The 17,854-nt window shown below is 66.4% G+C and carries 17 protein-coding genes; 7 read left to right on the top strand and 10 right to left on the bottom strand.

The window, feature by feature from the left end; translation table 11 throughout:
• Positions 1-68: 68 nt before the first annotated feature.
• Positions 69-701, top strand: a complete 633-nt coding sequence (locus ACS5PJ_RS13255) for a uracil-DNA glycosylase family protein (RefSeq protein ID WP_439435341.1) — start codon at positions 69-71, stop codon at positions 699-701.
• 186 nt (positions 702-887) lie between these two features.
• Here the strand turns inward: ACS5PJ_RS13255 and ACS5PJ_RS13250 are convergent, their stop codons facing one another.
• The 4 genes from ACS5PJ_RS13250 to ACS5PJ_RS13235 all read right to left on the bottom strand — a co-directional run bounded on the left by ACS5PJ_RS13250 (position 888) and on the right by ACS5PJ_RS13235 (position 3,938).
• Positions 888-1,313: a DUF3151 domain-containing protein gene (locus ACS5PJ_RS13250; RefSeq protein WP_439435340.1), complete on the bottom strand. Its 426-nt coding sequence runs from the start codon at positions 1,311-1,313 to the stop codon at positions 888-890.
• Positions 1,314-1,315: 2 nt separating this feature from the next.
• Positions 1,316-2,335, bottom strand: coding sequence for a class II fructose-bisphosphate aldolase (gene fbaA / locus ACS5PJ_RS13245; protein WP_439435339.1), 1,020 nt, complete (start codon positions 2,333-2,335; stop codon positions 1,316-1,318).
• 129 nt (positions 2,336-2,464) lie between these two features.
• A complete protein-coding gene (locus tag ACS5PJ_RS13240) occupies positions 2,465-3,136 on the bottom strand; it encodes a TrmH family RNA methyltransferase (protein WP_439435338.1) in 672 nt (223 codons plus the stop codon).
• A 19-nt stretch (positions 3,137-3,155) separates the two neighbouring features.
• Positions 3,156-3,938 carry a hypothetical protein gene (locus ACS5PJ_RS13235; RefSeq protein ID WP_439435337.1) on the bottom strand — a complete coding sequence of 261 codons (783 nt, stop codon included), beginning with the start codon at positions 3,936-3,938 and terminating at the stop codon, positions 3,156-3,158.
• Positions 3,939-4,370: 432 nt separating this feature from the next.
• On the opposite strand from ACS5PJ_RS13235, the gene ACS5PJ_RS13230 reads away from it, so the two are divergent.
• Entirely contained in the window at positions 4,371-5,201 is an 831-nt protein-coding gene (locus ACS5PJ_RS13230; protein WP_439435336.1) for an HAD-IIA family hydrolase, read from the top strand.
• Here ACS5PJ_RS13230 and ACS5PJ_RS13225 read toward each other — a convergent pair.
• The 4 genes from ACS5PJ_RS13225 to pyrE form a co-directional block, all read right to left on the bottom strand.
• On the bottom strand, positions 5,198-6,244 hold the full coding sequence (locus ACS5PJ_RS13225) for a thioesterase domain-containing protein (RefSeq protein ID WP_439435335.1): 1,047 nt from the start codon (positions 6,242-6,244) through the stop codon (positions 5,198-5,200). The genes ACS5PJ_RS13230 and ACS5PJ_RS13225 overlap by 4 nt on opposite strands.
• A gap of 110 nt (positions 6,245-6,354) precedes the next feature.
• A complete protein-coding gene (locus ACS5PJ_RS13220; protein WP_439435334.1) occupies positions 6,355-7,008 on the bottom strand; it encodes a hypothetical protein in 654 nt (217 codons plus the stop codon).
• A gap of 90 nt (positions 7,009-7,098) precedes the next feature.
• Positions 7,099-7,857 (bottom strand): GAF and ANTAR domain-containing protein, encoded by a 759-nt coding sequence (locus tag ACS5PJ_RS13215; protein ID WP_439435333.1) that lies wholly within the window; start codon positions 7,855-7,857, stop codon positions 7,099-7,101.
• Positions 7,858-7,963: 106 nt separating this feature from the next.
• The gene (gene pyrE, locus ACS5PJ_RS13210; protein WP_439435332.1) at positions 7,964-8,548 is read right to left on the bottom strand and encodes an orotate phosphoribosyltransferase; all 585 of its coding nucleotides are present in this window, start codon (positions 8,546-8,548) and stop codon (positions 7,964-7,966) included.
• A gap of 67 nt (positions 8,549-8,615) precedes the next feature.
• Here pyrE and acsA point away from each other — a divergent pair, with 67 nt between their 5' ends.
• Genes acsA through ACS5PJ_RS13185 form a run of 5 tightly spaced genes read left to right on the top strand, consistent with a single transcriptional unit; the run spans position 8,616 to position 14,163 of the window.
• Positions 8,616-10,439, top strand: coding sequence for an acetate--CoA ligase (gene acsA, locus ACS5PJ_RS13205; RefSeq protein ID WP_439435331.1), 1,824 nt, complete (start codon positions 8,616-8,618; stop codon positions 10,437-10,439).
• On the top strand, positions 10,436-11,434 hold the full coding sequence (gene pdhA / locus ACS5PJ_RS13200; protein ID WP_439435330.1) for a pyruvate dehydrogenase (acetyl-transferring) E1 component subunit alpha: 999 nt from the start codon (positions 10,436-10,438) through the stop codon (positions 11,432-11,434). The genes acsA and pdhA overlap by 4 nt, the downstream gene beginning before the upstream one ends.
• Positions 11,431-12,411 carry an alpha-ketoacid dehydrogenase subunit beta gene (locus ACS5PJ_RS13195; protein WP_439435329.1) on the top strand — a complete coding sequence of 327 codons (981 nt, stop codon included), beginning with the start codon at positions 11,431-11,433 and terminating at the stop codon, positions 12,409-12,411. The genes pdhA and ACS5PJ_RS13195 overlap by 4 nt, the downstream gene beginning before the upstream one ends.
• A complete protein-coding gene (locus tag ACS5PJ_RS13190) occupies positions 12,404-13,924 on the top strand; it encodes a dihydrolipoamide acetyltransferase family protein (protein WP_439435328.1) in 1,521 nt (506 codons plus the stop codon). Before ACS5PJ_RS13195 ends, ACS5PJ_RS13190 begins: the two co-directional genes overlap by 8 nt.
• Positions 13,921-14,163: an acyl carrier protein gene (locus ACS5PJ_RS13185; protein ID WP_439435327.1), complete on the top strand. Its 243-nt coding sequence runs from the start codon at positions 13,921-13,923 to the stop codon at positions 14,161-14,163. The genes ACS5PJ_RS13190 and ACS5PJ_RS13185 overlap by 4 nt, the downstream gene beginning before the upstream one ends.
• Here ACS5PJ_RS13185 and ACS5PJ_RS13180 read toward each other — a convergent pair.
• On the bottom strand, positions 14,142-15,413 hold the full coding sequence (locus ACS5PJ_RS13180; RefSeq protein WP_439435326.1) for an FAD-dependent oxidoreductase: 1,272 nt from the start codon (positions 15,411-15,413) through the stop codon (positions 14,142-14,144). The two genes, ACS5PJ_RS13185 and ACS5PJ_RS13180, sit on opposite strands and share 22 nt — an antisense overlap.
• Before the next feature lie 143 nt (positions 15,414-15,556).
• On the bottom strand, positions 15,557-17,830 hold the full coding sequence (locus ACS5PJ_RS13175) for a gluconokinase, GntK/IdnK-type (protein WP_439435424.1): 2,274 nt from the start codon (positions 17,828-17,830) through the stop codon (positions 15,557-15,559).
• Between the last annotated feature and the right edge of the window lie 24 nt (positions 17,831-17,854).

Genomic DNA, 17,854 nt, shown 5'->3' with positions numbered 1-17,854 from the left:
CGTGCCCACCGCGCGCCCATTTTCCGGATTGGCAGCAGCACCGATCCCCGCAGGAGACATTGCCCTTCATGACAGCCCTGGCACCCGAATCATTCCGCGAACAGCTCCTGAACCGCCGTTACGATCCAAATGTTGCCGCAGTCAACGAGCTGTGCGATTCACTGCAGAGCGTCAAGCCGCACACCCGGGTCCCCTATGTCGACCCGATGCACGACGTCGATGAGTGCCGCATCATCAGCCTTTTCTCCAACATCGGCGAGGCGGACCCTTCGGGCTTCATCACCGCGGGCGACGACGACGCCACCACCCGCATGCTGGGAATCCAGTGGAAGCTGGGCCTGCGCCCCGAGTGTGTCATGCCGTGGAACGTCCACCCGTGGCACACCGACGGAGAGCCCAACGGCAAGTTCACGCCGGACCAGATTGCCTCCGGCCTCAAGCCCCTGCTCAAGTTCCTAGCCCTGGTGCCCCGCGCCTCGGTGATCGTCGCCCACGGCACCGAAGCCAACCGGCTGGCCAACCTGCTCCTTAAGACCGAGGTGCCCATGATCTGGCGCCGGGGCCTGAAGACGTACAAGGTCCGCAGCCTCAGCGGCCGCGCCTTCGCCGGAACCCCCGCCCGGCAGGATCAGTACCTCGAGGAAATGCGCGTCGCCTACGCCGACGCCATGGCCCGCACCGGACTGACCAAGGCCAGCTAGTCCCCCGCCCGTAACCACGGCAACCTACGACGGCGGCCGGTCACCTTTTTCGAAAAGGCGACCGGCCGCCGTCGTACTTTAAACCACAACCGCTGTACTACTAACCACAACGCGGGGTCACTCCCGGCCCAAAAACGTTGGTTTATTGGGCGGAAAGTGACCTCGCGTTGCTTTGGGTGGTACTTGTCAGGCTGCCGCTTCGATGGCGGCCTTCGCCGCCGGGTCGGATTCGTTCAGGAACTTCTCGATCCGCTCCGGCTCTTCCGCTTCACCGATGGCCGAAGAGGCCCGGCCCAGCGAATACAGCGCCCGCAGGAAGCCGCGGTTGGGCTCGTGCTCCCACGGGATGGGCCCGGTGCCGCGCCAGCCGTTGCGGCGCAGCGAGTCCAGGCCACGGTGGTAGCCGACGCGGGAGTAGGCGTAGGAATCGATGACGCGGCCCTCGGCCCACGCCTCTTCCGCCAGCACGGCCCACAGGAGGGAGGACGTCGGGTTTTTGGCCACGAGATCCAGGGCTTCCTGGCCCGCTTCCAGCTGCTGGTAGACCTCGGTCTCGGCAGGCAGGAGCGTGGGCTCAGGGCCCATCAGGTTTCTGCGGAACTCGTCGGACATTCCTAGAACGTCTTTCCGGCCGAACCGAGCTGCTTGGTCGCTTCCACGACGCGGGCGGCCAGGCCTGCTTCGGCGGAGGCGCCCCAGACGCGCGGGTCGTAGAGCTTCTTGTTGCCCACTTCGCCGTCCACCTTGAGCACGCCGTCGTAGTTCTTGAACATGTGGTCCACCACGGGACGCGTGTAGGCGTACTGGGTGTCCGTGTCGATGTTCATCTTGATCACGCCGTAGGAGACGGCGTCGGCGATTTCCTGGTCCGAGGAGCCGGAGCCGCCGTGGAACACGAGGTCGAACGGGCTGTTCTTGCCGAGCTTGGCACCCACCTGGGCCTGGATGTCCTTGAGGATTTCCGGGCGCAGCTTCACGCCGCCGGGCTTGTACACCCCGTGCACGTTCCCGAAGGTCAAAGCGGTGATGTAGCGGCCGTTCTCGCCGGTGCCGAGGGCTTCAATGGTGGCCAGGGCGTCTTCAACGGTGGTGTACAGCTTGTCGTTGATGGCGTTTTCGACGCCGTCTTCCTCGCCACCGACAATGCCGATCTCAACCTCGAGGATCATCTTCGCGGCAGCGGTGCGCTCCAGCAGCTCGCGGGCGGTGCTCAGGTTTTCGTTCAGCGGCTCATGCGAACCGTCCCACATGTGGGAGTTGAAGATCGGGTCGCGGCCGGCCTTGACCTCTGCTTCGGAGGCTGCCAGCAGCGGCAGGACAAAGCCGTCCAGCTTGTCCTTGGGGCAGTGGTCCGTGTGCAGGGCGATGTTGACGTTGTAGTTCTTGGCCACTTCGCGGGCGAACGCGGCGAAGCCCAGGGAGCCGGCCACCATGTCCTTGGTGGAGGCGCCTGACCAGTAGGCCGCGCCGCCGGTGGATACCTGGACGATGCCGTCGGACCCGGCCTCAGCGAAGCCGCGCAGGGCCGCGTTCAGCGTCTGTGAGGAGGTGACGTTAACGGCCGGAAACGCGAAGCCGCCCGCCTTTGCGCGGTCGATCATCTCGGAGTAGATCTCTGGGGTTGCAATGGGCATGCTGACTCCTAAAGTGAATTTCGTCTGCGGGCCGAGCAGGCCCTGGAGTGAACCTCGTCGGCTACGAACCATCCTAGCCAGTTCTGCCCCGGCGCCGTGTTTCCGGTCACGCGGGCCGGTAATACTTGCTCAGACGTGCTGGTTGAACACGTGCTGGCGGATCCAGGCGTGCATGGCGATGGCCGCGGCGGAGGCGGCGTTGATGGAGCGGGTGGAGCCGAACTGCTCGATGGACAGGGTGGCCAGGGCGGCCTCGTGGACCTCGGGGGTCAGCCCCGGACCCTCCTGGCCGAAGACCAGGACGCAGTCCTTGGGCAGCTCGTAGGTTTCCAGCGGCACGGAGTCAGGGAAGATGTCGATGCCGATGATGGCCAGCCCCTCCCCCTGCGCCCATGTCACAAAATCATCCACCGTGGGGTGGTAGCGGACGTGCTGGTAGCGGTCGGTGACCATCGCCCCGCGCCGGTTCCACCGCCGTCGGCCGATGATGTGGACTTCCTTGGCGAGGAAGGCGTTGGCGGTGCGCACCACGGTGCCGATGTTCATGTCGTGCTGCCAGTTTTCGATGGCGATGTGGAAGTTGTGCCGCTTGGAATCAAGATCCGCCACGATCGCGTCATGCTTCCAGTAGCGGTACTGGTCAACAACATTGCGCCGGTCGCCGTCGGCCAGCAGCTCGGGATCCCAGTGGCCGCCGGCCGGCGGCTCGCCCTCCCAGGGCCCGACGCCGACCTCCGGCTTTGGCGCGGATTCGTCCTCGGGCGGCGAAACGGGCGGCGGGATTTGGGGCTGGTCAGTCACACGTCAACTCTAGCCGGGGTCACCCTTGAAGCTTCCAGCGGTTGGCGCGGTATGAATTGGCGATCTGCTCCAGCAGTTGCGGGTGCTCGTTCCAGTACGTCGAGTGGCCGCTGACTCCCACCATCTGCGGCGTGCCCCAAGGCGTCACGCTGAAGAGGTTCACGGCCTGGATGGTCTCGCCGCGGGCGTTAACGCACGTAAACCCGATGACAACGGCCGCCGTGCGGCGGAACTCCCGGATTTCCGGCGCCGTTGTTTCGAAACTGCCCGTGCATTTGTGGCCCACCAGGTGCTGCGGCATCTCAGCGGCGGGCATGGCCTTGAACTTCGCTTCGATTTCCTTGACGGCGGCCTGCACCTTCGCGGGCTCCTTGCCATACTTGCCCTCGTCGGCCTCGGCGAAGAATGCGTAGGCCAAGGCGATGCCGTCCCCGTCGCGCTCCTCGGTGCCCTGCGCCTTCTGTTGCATGGGAACACCGGTGGTGGGGTCTGTGGTGATTCCGAAGGTGTCATCACCCGTCCAGGCGGCGAGGTACTGGAACGATGACTCCCCGGTGACAAACCGGCTGAAGAGCGGGTCGCCCTCGGCCGGGATGTTCGCCGGTCCCTGCAGATCGGCCCAGCCCGGCGGCAGGGGGAAAGCACCAGCGGGTACATCGTCAGCGTCGGGATCCTCCGACGGCGCCGCTGATTCTTCCGGAGCGGCGCTTTCCCCTGCTGCCTCCGACGAAACCGCGGGAGCCGGGGCGTCCCCGGCCTGCGCTTTGGCGAAGGTGGGGATCACCCAGGCGAACACTGCCACGCAGGCAACAATCACGACGGCGGCGATGGCCCCGAGAACGATGAAAAGGTTCTTCCTGCTGTGCTGCGGAGGCAGCGGGCTGCCTCCGCAGCTCCCTTGGCGGAGGTGGCGGTGGCGCGCTGTAGTTGCTGTTCATGGCGGTCCCCTTCAGGTGCTGGCGGGCATCCTGCGGTTCGCGCGGTGCCCGGTGATTTTCGACGGCGGGGACCGGCCGGCGCGTGCCGGGCGCAACAACCGCCGCGGACATCCCCCGATCCGCAGCAACTGGGCACTCTGGTGCCAGCTATGAGCCTAGCCGACAGCGGTACAGCGCACGGGCCAGGACAGCCAGGACGGCGGGCGACTCCATCAGTACAAGTGCCTTCCGCGTGTTCCGGCGCCACGAAGAATGACAGACTGGACCACGTATCCGCACATCTTCCGGAGGTAAACGTGGCAGAGACAGACCAGGTCAAGGGATCACCCGCGGTTTACCGCAGCGGCCAGGAGATTGAATGCTGGCTGACGGACATGGACGGAGTGCTGGTCCACGAAAACCAGCCGGTCCCGGGCGCGGCAGACCTGATCCAGCGCTGGGTGGACACCTCCAAACGATTCCTGGTGCTGACCAACAATTCCATCTTCACCCCGCGTGACCTGGCCGCCCGGCTGCGCGCCTCCGGCCTGGAGGTCCCTGAAGAGAACATCTGGACCTCCGCGCTGGCAACGGCACAGTTCCTCAAAGACCAGGTGCGGGGTTCCGGGTCCGGGAACCGCGCCTACACGATCGGGGAGGCCGGGCTCACGACGGCGCTGCACGAGGCCGGCTTCATCCTCACCGACCAGGACCCGGACTTTGTGGTGCTCGGCGAGACCCGCACCTACTCCTTTGAGGCCATCACCATGGCCATCCGCCTGATCCTGGCCGGGGCGCGTTTCATTGCCACGAACCCGGATGCCACCGGGCCGTCCAAGGATGGCCCCATGCCGGCCACGGGCGCCATCGCGGCCCTCATCACCAAGGCCACCGGCCGGGAGCCGTACATCGTCGGCAAGCCCAACCCCATGATGTTCCGTTCCGCCATGAACCAGATCGACGCGCACTCCGAGACCACCGCCATGATCGGGGACCGGATGGACACGGACATCGTCGCCGGCATGGAGGCGGGCCTGCACACCGTCCTGGTGCTGACCGGCATCACCCGGCGCGAGGATATTGCGTCCTATCCGTTCCGGCCCAACCAGGTACTGAACTCCGTCGCTGACCTGAAAAACCAAATCTAGAAAACGGAGACTCTTGACCCGCCGCGGGGCAATGGCAGGAACTCGTCGAGCAGCTGCTCCAGGATGGGGCGGTAGATAGTGGGATTCCAGCCCGGGCTGGCGTGGGCCGGGAGGGCACCCTCTGTCTGGAGGTGGGTGGAGACGATATTGGTCCGGAACACGAGGGCCCAGGCCGCCACCGCCGTCGAGTAGCTGACTGTTCGGTCCCGGGGGTTTCCGATGTAAGCCATCTTGGTGCTTCCCAGGTGCTCTGCGTACCTGCTGCCATTGAAGTGGTAGATGTACGCAGACTCCGTCTGGATCAGCTCACTCGAGGGCGCGATGGGCGATAACTGCTCCAGCGTCTGGTCCAGGATCTGCGGCCAGCTGCGTTCGTCCTTGTGGATGACCCGCTCCCCCAGTTCATAGCCGCCGCGCACCACGGACGGCACGCGGAAGCCGTGCTCATAAAGGAAGACGACGCCGTCGAACCAGCTCTGGTCCAGGACGTCGAATCTGCTGTAAGGGCTGGAATCGAGCACGATGAACGCCACTTCGACCCCGTGGAGTTCGCGGAGCCGGGCGGCCACTTGCGTGGCCACCATCCCGCCGAAGCTGTGGCCGTAGAAGAAGAGCTTGGTGAGCTTGTTGGCCCTGACATGCTCGATCACTGCGATGACCAGTTCGTCGATGTCCAGCCCGAGGTTGGAATAGCCGACGGCGGCGAGCCGGCCGCGCTTGTTGAGCGCCCCGCGCAGGGCGTTCAGGATCCACTGCGCCTCTTCCCAGCTCGTCTTGTAGCCGGGAAAGAGAAACCAGCTGGCGTCCGGGTAATAGGCGTCCGCGAAGGCGTCCGGAACCTGCAGTATCCTGTTGACCCGGCGTTCCGCCTGGACACGGCGGGTAAACAACATGTCGGCGACGAGAAGCGCTGAGGCCCCCGCGCCGGCGAAGAACCCGCGGCGCGAGAACCGCTTGAGCGAGGCGGCGCCCGCAAGTAGCCGGGCGTGGTCAAGTCCCGGCTGCTCAGGTTGTTCCTCCGGGTCTTCCCCCCTGTACGGCACACATCTACCGTAGCCACAGCGCAAGCCCCTGCTGCAACTCCAGGCTACAAACGCCGGTCAACCGGGCGGACGCGGAGGCTCAGCGGACGAACATCCACACGGAAACGGGGTCAGCTTGCGGCCTGTCCCTCTCCCGCACAGTCGTAGCAGGCCTCGCTGGCCGGTCCGTCCAGTCCGCTGGGGAGTTTCCGACGGGAAATTTCCTCCCCGATATCGTTGAACCGGGCGAGCAGGTCCGAACCGCCGAACGCCTCCGGTGTATCAAGCAGCGCAAAGAGGGAGTCGCTGGCTGCAAACAGTTCATCATCCGAGTACTCGGACAGGGGCGGCCCGAATACGGCGTCAAGGGGCGGCTGCGTGTCCGCCTCAGTTGCACCGGCGGGACCGTGGGCGAAGCCGGAGGCAGGGTCGGGGGCGGGGTCATCGGCAAGGAAGAGTGACTCCACGCCGATGCCGGCGGCGGGAAAGGCCCCGTCCGCCGTGCCGCTGAGCACCAGCGAGACGCCGGCACCGGCATTTGCGGGAGCTACGGCCCCGTCCAGGCTATTGAGGACATTGCGCAGGCCAGCCAAGGCCGCTGACTCCACCAGGGCCGCGCGGGACAGGTCCACCAGGATATGGGAGGGGATCCCCATGCTCCGGACCCGCTCAACAAGGCGGACCAGGGAAGGGCGGGATTCCTCGTTCAGGCTTCCCCGGATGTCAATCCGGACGGTGTCCGTGAGAACGTCACGCGTCACGAGGGCGTGTAATTTGCGGTCCATAGGTACTCCAATTAAGGGTGTCTATGGCCGACGGCTCAACCTCAGCAAGCCTATCTTTGGACGCGGCCTGGCACAAGCCACGTGCCGGCTTCAGCCTGCCTGGACTGCGTCCGGTCCCTGGTAGTGCGTGCGGGTTCCCGCGCCGCCCACGGACTCGACCAGGGATTTTGCGACATTACGCAGCTTGGTGTTGCTGTTGCTCGAGGCGTCTGTGAGGATCCGGACTGCGGCTTCCTGGCTGCAGCGGTTTTGTGCCATCACGATGCCCACCGCAATGTCGATGGTGGTCCGGGACTCGAGCGTGGCACGCAGGTTCGCTGCACTGTCAGTATGCAGCGAGAACCTGACCGCAAGCCGCAGGGCCTGGGAAATCTCCCGGGTATAGCCGCGGGCTTTGGCTGCGGCACGTTCATCGAATTTGTGCGGGACATCCGAATAAAGGTTCAGGGCCGCCTTCGCTTCACCCTGGAGGTTGAACGGCAGCGACAGCACCGAACGCAGCCCGTGGGCAGCCACGGCATTGGCGTAATCCGGCCCCCACCGGTCCTCCTCGAAGAGGTCCGGGACATTCACTTCGCGTTCCTCTTCGGCGGCCGTGAGGCAAGGGCCCTGGGACAGTGAGTACTGGATTTCATCCACTTCCCGGGCCGAATCGCTGCTCCAGCCGATGGTGGCTGCCTTGCGGTGGCGAAGGAGGGTGATCCCGCACAGGGCGTCGTCGCCGTCGCCCGCCACCTGGTGCGCCGAGAATCTTGCCAGCTCGTTCAGGAACTGCTCAAAGTCCGCACTGTCCAGAATCAGGTTCTGGATCTGTTCGGTGGTGTTCAAGGGTAGTTCCGGTGGGAGCATGGCGCGTTCTCCAATGGCTGCAAAAATGGGGTTGGCCAATTTTATGACAGCCCCCTGCGTCAGTCCAACCGGAACCGGTCCCTTGTGGTGCGGGCCGGCGGCCGGGTCAGGCGAGGCCCAGTTCGTCCTTGCCGAACGCGAACAGGTACGGCACACCGGTTTCTGCCTCGATTTTTTCCTTGGCTCCGGTGTCCCTGTCCACGATCACGGCGACGGCAACCACGTTGCCGCCTGCCTTGCGGACCCCTTCGACGGCGGTCAACGCGGAGCCGCCGGTGGTGGAGGTGTCCTCAAGCACCAGGATTTTGCGTCCCTCCACCGAGGGTCCTTCCACCTGGCGGCCCATGCCATAGGACTTCTGGGCCTTACGGACCACGAACGCGTCCACAGTGCGGCCTGCGTCGACGGCCGCGTGCATCACGGCGGTTCCCACGGGGTCCGCCCCCATGGTCAGGCCACCGGCGCACTCAAAGTCGATCCCGGCGTCGTCGACCAGCGACAGCATGACCTGACCCACCAGCCTGGACGCTTCGTGGTGCAGCGTGATGCGGCGGAGATCGATGTAGTAATCGGCCTCGGCTCCGCTGGACAGAATAACCTTGCCCCGGACCACGGCGAGTTCCTTGATGAGTTCGAGCAGGCGGGCACGGGCGGCAGCAGCGTCAACTGCAGAGTTACTGGGGGAAGTCATGGGGTCCAGTTTAGCCGGGGGACTTTCTGCTCTATGCAGCTTCCCCGGCCTGGAGTCCGATTGATTCATGACGGCCGGAACCGCTCCCTCGACCCGCTGGCCCGCAATCCCGAAGAACCTCCGCGGCCTCGCTGTCCACCCCAACATGGTGGATTACGATGCCAGCCGGGCCGCGTTCTCCTGGGATGAAGCGCGGCAGGCCCTTGCTGGACTGCCCGGCGGCGGTGTCAACATTGCCTACGAGGCCGTGGACCGCCATGCAGCGGGCGAGCGGTCCAACCACGAGGCCCTGCGTTTTATCCGGGCTGACGGTACGGCCCGTTCGTTGACCTACGCCGACCTGGCGGAACAGACCGGACGGTTTGCCGGTGTCCTGCACGGTCTGGGAATCGGGCGCGGGGAACGGATCTTTTCACTGATGGGCCGCAGCCCCGAATTGTACGTGGCCGTGCTGGGCACGCTGAAGAATGCCAGCGTCTTCTGCCCGTTGTTCTCCGCGTTCGGCCCCGAGCCTGTCCGTCAGCGGCTTCAGCTGGGATCGGGACGGGCGCTGGTCACCACGCGGGCACTGTACCGGCGGAAGGTCGCCCAGATCCGCGACCAGCTCCCGGAACTCGAGCACGTCCTGCTGATCGATGCCGAGGGCCGGCCGGACCCCGGAACGCTGGACCTGGCCGAACTGATGCAGGATGCCCAGCCGCTGGAAACAGCCTCAACCCGGGCCGAGGAAATGGCCCTGCTGCACTTCACCAGCGGCACCACCGGCACTCCCAAAGGCGCCATCCATGTGCACGACGCCGTCACCGCCCACCGGGCCACGGGTTTCTTCGCCCTGGACCTGCACCCGGACGATGTTTACTGGTGCACGGCGGATCCCGGCTGGGTCACCGGCACGTCCTATGGAGTGATCGCTCCGCTCACCCACGGCGTGACCACGATTGTGGACGAGGAGGAGATGGATGCGGACAGGTGGTACCGCATCCTCGCCGAGCAGCACGTGACCGTCTGGTACACCGCCCCCACAGCGCTGCGCATGCTGATGAAGGCCGGTGCCGACCGCACCGCCGGGCACGACCTGTCCGCCCTGCGGTTCGTGGCCAGTGTGGGCGAGCCGCTCAATCCCGAGGTGGTGGTGTGGGGCCAGGAAGCGTTCGGCCATCCCATCCACGACAACTGGTGGCAGACCGAAACCGGCGGCATCATGATTTCGAACTACGCCGCCATGGAAATCCGGCCCGGCTCGATGGGCCGGCCACTGCCCGGTATCGAGGCCGCGATTGTGGCCCGGGACCCGGACGGCAGGCCGGTGGTCAGGAACGGCGAGGCTGCCCTGCTGACCGAACCTGATGCGGTGGGTGAACTGGCCCTGCGGCCGGGCTGGCCCTCCATGTTCCGGGGCTACCTGAATGAGGACGAGCGGTACCGGCGGTGTTTCGCCGGCGGCTGGTACCTGACCGGGGACCTCGCGAGGAAGGACACCGATGGGTACTTCTGGTTTGTGGGAAGAGGCGACGACGTGATCAAGTCCTCCGGGCACCTGATCGGCCCTTTCGAGGTGGAGAGCTCGCTGATGGAACACGAGGCAGTGGCCGAGGCCGGGGTGATAGGCGTCCCGGATCCCGTCGCCGGCGAAGTGGTCAAGGCGTTCGTGGAACTGCGCACCGGATGGGAACCCTCTGACGCGCTCAGGCTGGACATCATCGGTTTCGCCCGTAAGCGGCTGGGCCCGGCCGTGGCTCCCCGGGAGCTGGACTTCACCGGAGCGTTGCCAAAGACCCGCAGCGGCAAGATCCTCCGGCGGCTTTTGAAAGCCCGGGAACTTGGTCTGCCCGAGGGTGACACCTCAACGATCGAATCACCTCAGGCCGGCCACCCGGGAGCGCCCGCGTGAGGGCCGCATCAGCACGGGCTACAGGAACGGACGGCGCCCACGCACGGCACCTGCTCCATCAGATGCTGCGCGTGCGGCGGCTTGAGGAGCAGTGCGTGGAGCTGTACAGCGCGGCCAAGATCCGCGGGTTCCTGCATGTCTACATCGGCGAGGAAGCAGTGGCCGCCGGGGTGATGAGCACCCTGGAACCGGAGGACGCCGTGGTGGCAACCTACCGGGAGCACGGCCACGCGTTGCTGCGCGGCGTGTCCGCAGGGGCCATCCTGGCCGAAATGTACGGCTATGTTGAAGGCTGTTGCCGCGGCCGCGGCGGCTCCATGCACCTGTTCGACGCCGCCACGCGCTTCTACGGCGGCAACGCGATCGTGGCGGGCGGCCTGCCGTTGGCCGTGGGCCTGGCGCTCGCCGACAAGATGTCCGGGCGCTCGCGGGTGACCGCCTGCTTCTTCGGCGAAGGTGCCGTGGCGGAAGGCGAATTCCACGAAAGCCTGAATCTCGCCGCCCTGTGGCAACTGCCCGTCCTGTTCTGCTGCGAAAACAACCTCTACGCCATGGGCACGGCCCTGGCCCGCTCGGAGTCGCAGACCGACATAGCCCTCAAGGCCGCCGGCTATGAGATGGCCTCGTGGTCCGCGGACGGGATGGATGTCCTCGCCGTCGAAGAGACCGCCCGGCGGGCGGTGGACGCCGTCCGGGCCGGCGGCGGGCCCCACTTCCTTGAACTGAGGACCTACCGTTTCCGGGCCCACTCCATGTTCGATCCCGAACGCTACCGGGAAAAAGCGGAGGTCGCGCACTGGATCGAGCGCGATCCGATCAACACCCTGAGGAACACGTTGGAAGCCGCCGGGCAGCTGACCGAAAAGGACTGGACCTCGATCCAGCAGGATGTGGAGGCCGAGGTGAAGGCCGCGGTGGAATTCGCCGATGCAGGAACACCGGAGCCGGTGGAGGACCTGACCCGGTTCGTCTACAGCGAGCGGAGCCGGCGATGAAGACCACCTACCGCGAAGCCATGCGGGCAGCCATCAGGGATGCCCTCCAGCGCGACGGGCGGGTATTCCTCATGGGAGAGGACGTTGGCGCGTACGGCGGATGCTTTGCCGTGAGCCTTGGCCTGTTCGAGGAGTTCGGGCCGGAACGGATCCGGGACACTCCCCTGTCGGAATCCGGCTTCGTGGGGGCCGGCATCGGAGCGGCATTGGGCGGGATGCGGCCCATTGTCGAGATCATGACCGTCAATTTCAGCCTGCTCGCGCTGGACCAGCTGGTGAACAATGCCGCCACCCTGCTGCACATGTCCGGCGGCCAGTTCAACGTGCCCCTCGTGGTCCGCATGACCACAGGCGCCGGACGCCAGCTGGGAGCGCAGCACTCGCACAGCCTGGAGGGGTGGTACGCCCACATCCCGGGCCTGCGGATCCTCACCCCGGCCACCCTGGAGGATGCCCGGGGGATGCTCTGGACGGCCTTGGAAGACCCGGATCCGGTGCTGATCTTCGAACACGGCACCCTGTACAACATGGCAGGAGACCTCTCTGAGAACGCCGGTCCCGTGGACATCAGCACGGCGGCCATCCGCCGGCCGGGCCAGGACATCTCACTCATCACCTACGGCGGAACGCTGCCAACAGTGCTCGACGCCGCCGCCCGGCTCGCAGAGGAAGGCATCGACGCGGAGGTACTTGATTTGCGCGTGCTGCGCCCGCTCGACGAGGCGGCCATCCTGGCGAGCGTGGCCAGGACCCACCGTGCGGTGGTGGTGGACGAGGGCTGGCGCAGCGGCAGCATCTCCGCCGAACTGAGCGCCCGGATCACCGAAAATTCCTTCTTCGACCTGGACGCCCCCGTGGGCCGGGTCTGCAGCGCGGAGGTTCCGCTTCCGTACGCCAAACACCTGGAACTGGCTGCGCTGCCCACGCCGGAACGGATCGTTGCTGCTGTCCGGGAGGCGGTCGGGGCGCGTGGGTGAGTTCCGGATGCCCTCCCTTGGCGCGGACATGGAGCACGGCAAGATGGTGGAGTGGCTGGTCAAGCCGGGAGATTACATCCACCGCGGCGACGTGGTGGCCGTTGTGGACACGGACAAGACGGTGATGGACGTAGAGTCCTTTGAAGAGGGCGTCGTGGCTGAGCTGCTGGTGGACGTCGGCGCCACCGTTCCCATCGGCACTCCCCTCGCCCGGATCACGCAGACCCCCGACGACGGCACCGGCCAGGGCGGACGCCAGCCGGCGGTCCCGCAGTCCACACAGGGTCCGAAGGCGGTTGAGGCAGGCGCGCCCGCTCCCTCGAAGCCAACGGCGGAAGCCGCGGCCCAGGTCCCGCCCCCGGTCCGGCATCTGGCCCACCGGCTGGGCGTGGATGCGTCGGCGATCCAGGGGACCGGCAAGGGCGGCGCGGTCACCCGAACCGACGTCGAACGTGCCGCGGCGGGCCGGCCTGACCGTGCCGCCGCGATTCCGGCAGCCGCGCCAGTGCCAGCCTCGGGGGCCACCGAGGGTCCTGAAACTACCGAGGGTCTTGAGGCCCCCGCTGCTCATACCGTCCCCCGCACAAGCCGGGTGCGGTCCTCACCGCGGGCCCGGCGGCTGGCGGACCAGCTCGGCCTCGACATCGGCACCGTGGCGGGGACGGGACCGGACGGGGCTGTTACGGAAGTCGACGTCCAGCGGGCCCCGAAAGCCCCCGGCGCTCCGGCTCCGGCGGAAACGGTGCCGGCCCCGGAGCCGCCCCCGCAAACGGCGACGGCGGAGAAGTCACGCCCTCGCGAAGGCGAACTGCAGGCGGAGGAGGCGCCGGCGTCGGAGGCGCAGGACCGCGTGGCCAGTCTCCGGCGGGCCATCGGCTCCCTGATGAGCCGGTCAAAGAAGTCCATCCCGCACTATTACCTGAGCACCACGCTGGACCTGCGCGCCGCCGTCGAATGGATGCAGCAGGTCAACGTGCAGCGGCCGGTGGCCCAACGGCTGGTGCCCTCTGCCCTGCTGTTGAAGGCAACGGCAGTGGCCGCCCGGGAGGTCCCGGAAGTCAACGGATTTTTCACGGACGGGGTGTTCCGGCCCAGCAGTTCCGTGCATCTGGGCGTGGCGGTGGCGCTGCGGCGCGGGGGCCTGGTGGCCCCTGCCATCCACGACGCCGACACCCTGGCCCTGGACGTGCTGATGCGGCAGCTGCGCGACCTGGTCAGCCGGGCACGGGCCGGGCGGCTGCAGCGCGCCGAAATGGCCGATCCCACCATCACGGTCACCAACCTGGGCGACCTCGGCGTCGAGGCCGTTTACGGAGTCATCTATCCGCCACAGGTGGCGATGGTCGGGCTGGGCAAGGTGGTGGAGCAGCCCTGGGCGCATCACGGCATGCTGGGTGTGCGGCCCGCGGTCACGGCAACCCTGTCCGCCGACCACAGGGTCAGCGACGGTCTCCGCGGCGGCCGCTTCCTGGCCCGCATCGATGAACTGCTGCAAAAACCGGAGGAGCTATGAACGAGCAGGACGCACGGCAGGCCGTGCACACGGCCATCGGCCAGATTGCCCCGGATGTGGAATTCGACGGCCTGGATGAACAGTCCCGGCTGCGGCAGGACCTCGAACTGGATTCCCTGGATTTCCTCAGGCTCGTGGAGACCATCGACGAAGCCACCGGCGTGGACATTCCCGAAAGCGACTACAGCGCCGTGACCACCGTTAAGGGCCTGATCGACTACGTTGCCTCACGCGGCTGAGTGCGGCCGGGGCGGCGGGCAAAACCGGGCGCATGCTCGGGTCTGGGTCCGAACGCGATCATCCGCGGCAGGAGCCGCCGAGCCACCGGAACATGCCGGAGCACAAACACCAGGACCGATGGCGCCTCGATCCGCTTTCCTTCGAACAACGGAACGAAAACCACCCGGTGCATGATCCGCTGGACTGTCTGGACAACAACGGTGGGCATCCGGCGCCGCCGCTGGACGGCAGCAAGATCCTTCACCGTCACCCGCCCCCGGAGCAGGGCAGGCGCCAGCGTGGCCGCTGCTGCTACGGCATCCTGGATGGCCAGATTGATGCCCACACCGCCCGCCGGGGACATCGCGTGGGCGGCATCGCCGATGCACAACAGCCCGTCCACGTACCAGCGCCGCAGCCGGTCCAGCCGGACATCCAGCCAGTGAAGGTCATCGAGGGAACGGATCGAGTCCACGCGGTCTGCCAGGTCCGGACGAAGCCCTGCAACACGCTCCCTGAACCGCTGCACCCCCTCTGAACGGATCCGCTCGTCCTGCCCTTTGGGGCCGAGGTAACCCATCTGGTAGTAGTCGTCCCGGAACAGCGCAATCATCGCCTCACGCTCCCGGAAGGCCGGCACGACGCCGGCCAACGCCCCCTTCTCCGAAGCGTGGCGCGGCAGCTTGAACCACCAGGTATCGAACGGCACCGGGTACTCCTTCGGTTGGAGGCCGGCGGCCCGCCGCAGGACCGAATGCCTGCCGTCCGTCGCCACCACCAGGCCGGCGTACAGCTCCCCTGCCGTACCTGCACCTTCCGCGCCGGCGCGTGTCCGGTAGCGGACACCGGTGACGCGTCCGCCGTCGAACATCAAGGACGTTGCTTCGTGTTCCATCAGCAGCGTAAAGCTGGGTTCGCGTGCGGCCTCGCCGGCCAGGAAGTTCAGGAAGTCCCACTGGGGCATCATGGCGATGTAGTTGTACGGCGGCTTCAAGGACGCGAAATCACCGACCGTCACCAGCCCCGCGCCGGGGATGGGCAAGGCCACGTTGCTCAACCTGCTCTGGGGAAGGCCGCGGAATGCCTCGCCCAGGCCCAGCTCGTCAATCAGCCGGATGGTGGAGGCGTGCACCGTGTCGCCGCGGAAATCCCGCAGGAAGTCGCCGTGTTTTTCCAGGACCGTGACCTGCACGCCCGCCCGGGCCAACAGGAGCCCCAGCATCATGCCCGCAGGGCCTCCACCCACAACAGCGCACCCGGTCCTTTGCATGAAACCACGCTACGCCGGGGTCGCAGCGGAGGATACCGGCGCTACGGAAATCGCTACGCGACGCAGAAACGCAATGGCGCTACGCATATCTGCGTAGCGCCATTTTGCATGCGGGGCGTGAGTGACAAACAGTAGCGGGAAAGCTACAGCCGGGTGTCGAAGGAATCGCAGAAGACGTTCTCGTTGAACGTTCCCTGGAACCCGGACTTGCCCATGATCTTCTCGATGGTGGCGCGGATGGCCTCCACTGATCCTGCGTGGGCGTGGATGGCGGTCTTGACCATCGGCACATCGATCAGGTGGTTGGGCTGGTTCAGCGAGACAAACACCGTGGGAACCTCGGTTACATACCAGGGGATCTCTGCCGCCATCGGAGTGGACCACTTGATCCGGATGGCCGCTTCCTGGGCGAAGCCCTTGACGTTGGCGAAGACAAACGCGGCGTCATACTTGTCCGCGTAATCGCCGGTGGCCTCCTCGGAGATGACGGACATGAAGTTCACGCCCGTCTCCCCCGCAGCTTCCCGCTGATCGGCAGTCTTGAACACGTGTACCTCGAAGCCGGCTTTTTCCAGCTCGTCCTTGACCGTGTCCAGGTAGGCCAGCGGGTCCGCCCGGGTGAAGTCCGAGCCGCCGGAGATGCCGTACAGGCGGATCCGCTGATGCGTTTCCGGCGTGATGGGCAGGTTGTGGGCGGTGTCCTTGACCAGGGTGACGGTCTTGTCCGCAATCTCCGCGGCGATGGCCCGGTGGGCTTCGCTGCCAATGGCGGCCAGCGCCTCCACCGGAGGAACCAGGTCGCTGCGTTCCTTGCGGTGCAGGCCCAGGCTCGCCTTCAGCGCCAGGATGCGGCGCAGGGCATCGTGCAGGCGCTGCTCGGTGATGACGCCGGACTTGTAGCCGTCCAGCATGTACCCGAAGTCCTCTGCAGGATTCCTGAAAAACAGGAACATGTCGCAGCCGGCGGCGATGGTGGCAGGGACCAGGTCCTTGCGCTTCATCGCCTGGGTCAGGCCGATCATCTGCGAGGCATCGGTCAGGATCAGCCCGTTGAAGCCGAGCTCATCGCGCAGCAGATCCTGCAGCAGTTCAGGTGCCAGGGTGGCGGGCTTGATGTCCGCATCCGCCAGGCCCGGACGGAAGTGCCGGGACAGCTCGGGCGCCCCGATGTGCCCGATCATGATGGACTGCACGCCGTGGCCGATCATCTCGCGGTACACGTGCCCGTAGGTCCGGTTCCACTCGTCGTAGCCGAGGGTGTTGTAGGACGTGACCACGTGCTGGTCGCGCTCGTCGATTCCGTCGCCGGGGAAATGCTTCATGGCGCACACGGTGGGCGACTCGGTGATGCCGTCGAAGTACTCCTTGGCCCGTTCCACCACGATCTGCGGGGTGTTGCCGAACGCCCGGGTGGAGATGACCGTGTTCCGCCAGTTGTAGTGGATGTCCACGATCGGGGCGAAGGCCCAGTTGCAGCCCAGGGCAGCGGTTTCGACGCCGGCCACCTGGCCCATCCGGCGTGCGATGGATTTGTCCGGGTGCGAGCCTGCCTGCAGGTGCGTGGAGACAAACGTGCCGTCATCGCAGCTTCCAGCCCCACCCATTTCCGGGTTGGACGCCACCAGCAGCGGCACCTTGGACTTGGACTGCGCGTAACGGATATGTTCCTGTACGGCCGCCGAGGGCCCTGGACGGTAACGCATGCCGCCCACGTGGTAATTCTCCAGCACACCATCGAGGTACTCCGGGGAGTAGTCGTTGTTGTGGTTGATGAACAGCTGCCCGATCTTTTCCTCGAGGGTCATTCCCGCCAGGGTGCTGTTGACCCACTCGACAGCGGCCTCATCGAGGTTGAACGGCGCGGCCTGGAGGTCGACGTCGAACTGGCGGCCCTGGGTGCCGGCGGAGGCACTGGCGGAGGGCCCGCCTGAGCCCTTCACGACGGCGGCAGCAATGCCGGCCAGTGCCGCAGCCACAACATCATTCACCGGAGCGGCGATGTCCACCACCACACCTGCCTCGTCAGATTCCAGCGGTTCAAGGGTTGCCAGCTGGGATTCGAGCAGCGTTGCCGGCATGAAGTGGCCGGTCCGGCCCTCGAGCCGTGACCCGAGGACTTCCTTGCTGCCATGCAGGTGAAGGAAGATGGTGTCCGGCGCCTGGGCGCGGATGGCGTCGCGGTAGCTGCGGCGAAGCGCCGAGCATGCCAGGACCAGGCCGCCGTCTCCGGCGGCAGCGAGTTCGCTGCCCACCGTGGCGAGCCAGGGCCAGCGGTCCTCGTCGGTCAGCGGCGTCCCGGCGGCCATCTTGGCGACGTTCTCCACCGGGTGCAGCGAATCGCCGTCCAGGAAGGGGACACCGAGTTCGCGGGCCACGAGGTCACCGATGGTGGTCTTGCCGCAGCCTGAGACGCCCATGACAATGAGGCGGACCTTGGAACC

Source organism: Pseudarthrobacter cremeus, from assembly GCF_051857465.1.
Taxonomy (GTDB): domain Bacteria; phylum Actinomycetota; class Actinomycetes; order Actinomycetales; family Micrococcaceae; genus Arthrobacter.
Note: the sequence above shows the minus strand (reverse complement) of the source record. Positions and strands in the feature narration are given on the sequence as shown.

Excerpts from the sequence above, each read along its gene's own strand:
- ACS5PJ_RS13255 (WP_439435341.1), top strand. The coding sequence starts at position 69 with ATGACAGCCCTGGCACCCGAATCATTCCGCGAACAGCTCCTGAACCGC.
- ACS5PJ_RS13250 (WP_439435340.1), bottom strand. The coding sequence starts at position 1,313 with ATGTCCGACGAGTTCCGCAGAAACCTGATGGGCCCTGAGCCCACGCTC.
- fbaA (WP_439435339.1), bottom strand. The coding sequence starts at position 2,335 with ATGCCCATTGCAACCCCAGAGATCTACTCCGAGATGATCGACCGCGCA.
- ACS5PJ_RS13220 (WP_439435334.1), bottom strand. The coding sequence starts at position 7,008 with ATGGACCGCAAATTACACGCCCTCGTGACGCGTGACGTTCTCACGGAC.
- ACS5PJ_RS13215 (WP_439435333.1), bottom strand. The coding sequence starts at position 7,857 with ATGCTCCCACCGGAACTACCCTTGAACACCACCGAACAGATCCAGAAC.
- pyrE (WP_439435332.1), bottom strand. The coding sequence starts at position 8,548 with ATGACTTCCCCCAGTAACTCTGCAGTTGACGCTGCTGCCGCCCGTGCC.
- acsA (WP_439435331.1), top strand. The coding sequence starts at position 8,616 with ATGACGGCCGGAACCGCTCCCTCGACCCGCTGGCCCGCAATCCCGAAG.
- ACS5PJ_RS13195 (WP_439435329.1), top strand. The coding sequence starts at position 11,431 with ATGAAGACCACCTACCGCGAAGCCATGCGGGCAGCCATCAGGGATGCC.
- ACS5PJ_RS13185 (WP_439435327.1), top strand. The coding sequence starts at position 13,921 with ATGAACGAGCAGGACGCACGGCAGGCCGTGCACACGGCCATCGGCCAG.
- ACS5PJ_RS13180 (WP_439435326.1), bottom strand. The coding sequence starts at position 15,413 with ATGCAAAGGACCGGGTGCGCTGTTGTGGGTGGAGGCCCTGCGGGCATG.
- ACS5PJ_RS13175 (WP_439435424.1), bottom strand. The coding sequence starts at position 17,830 with ATGGGCGTCTCAGGCTGCGGCAAGACCACCATCGGTGACCTCGTGGCC.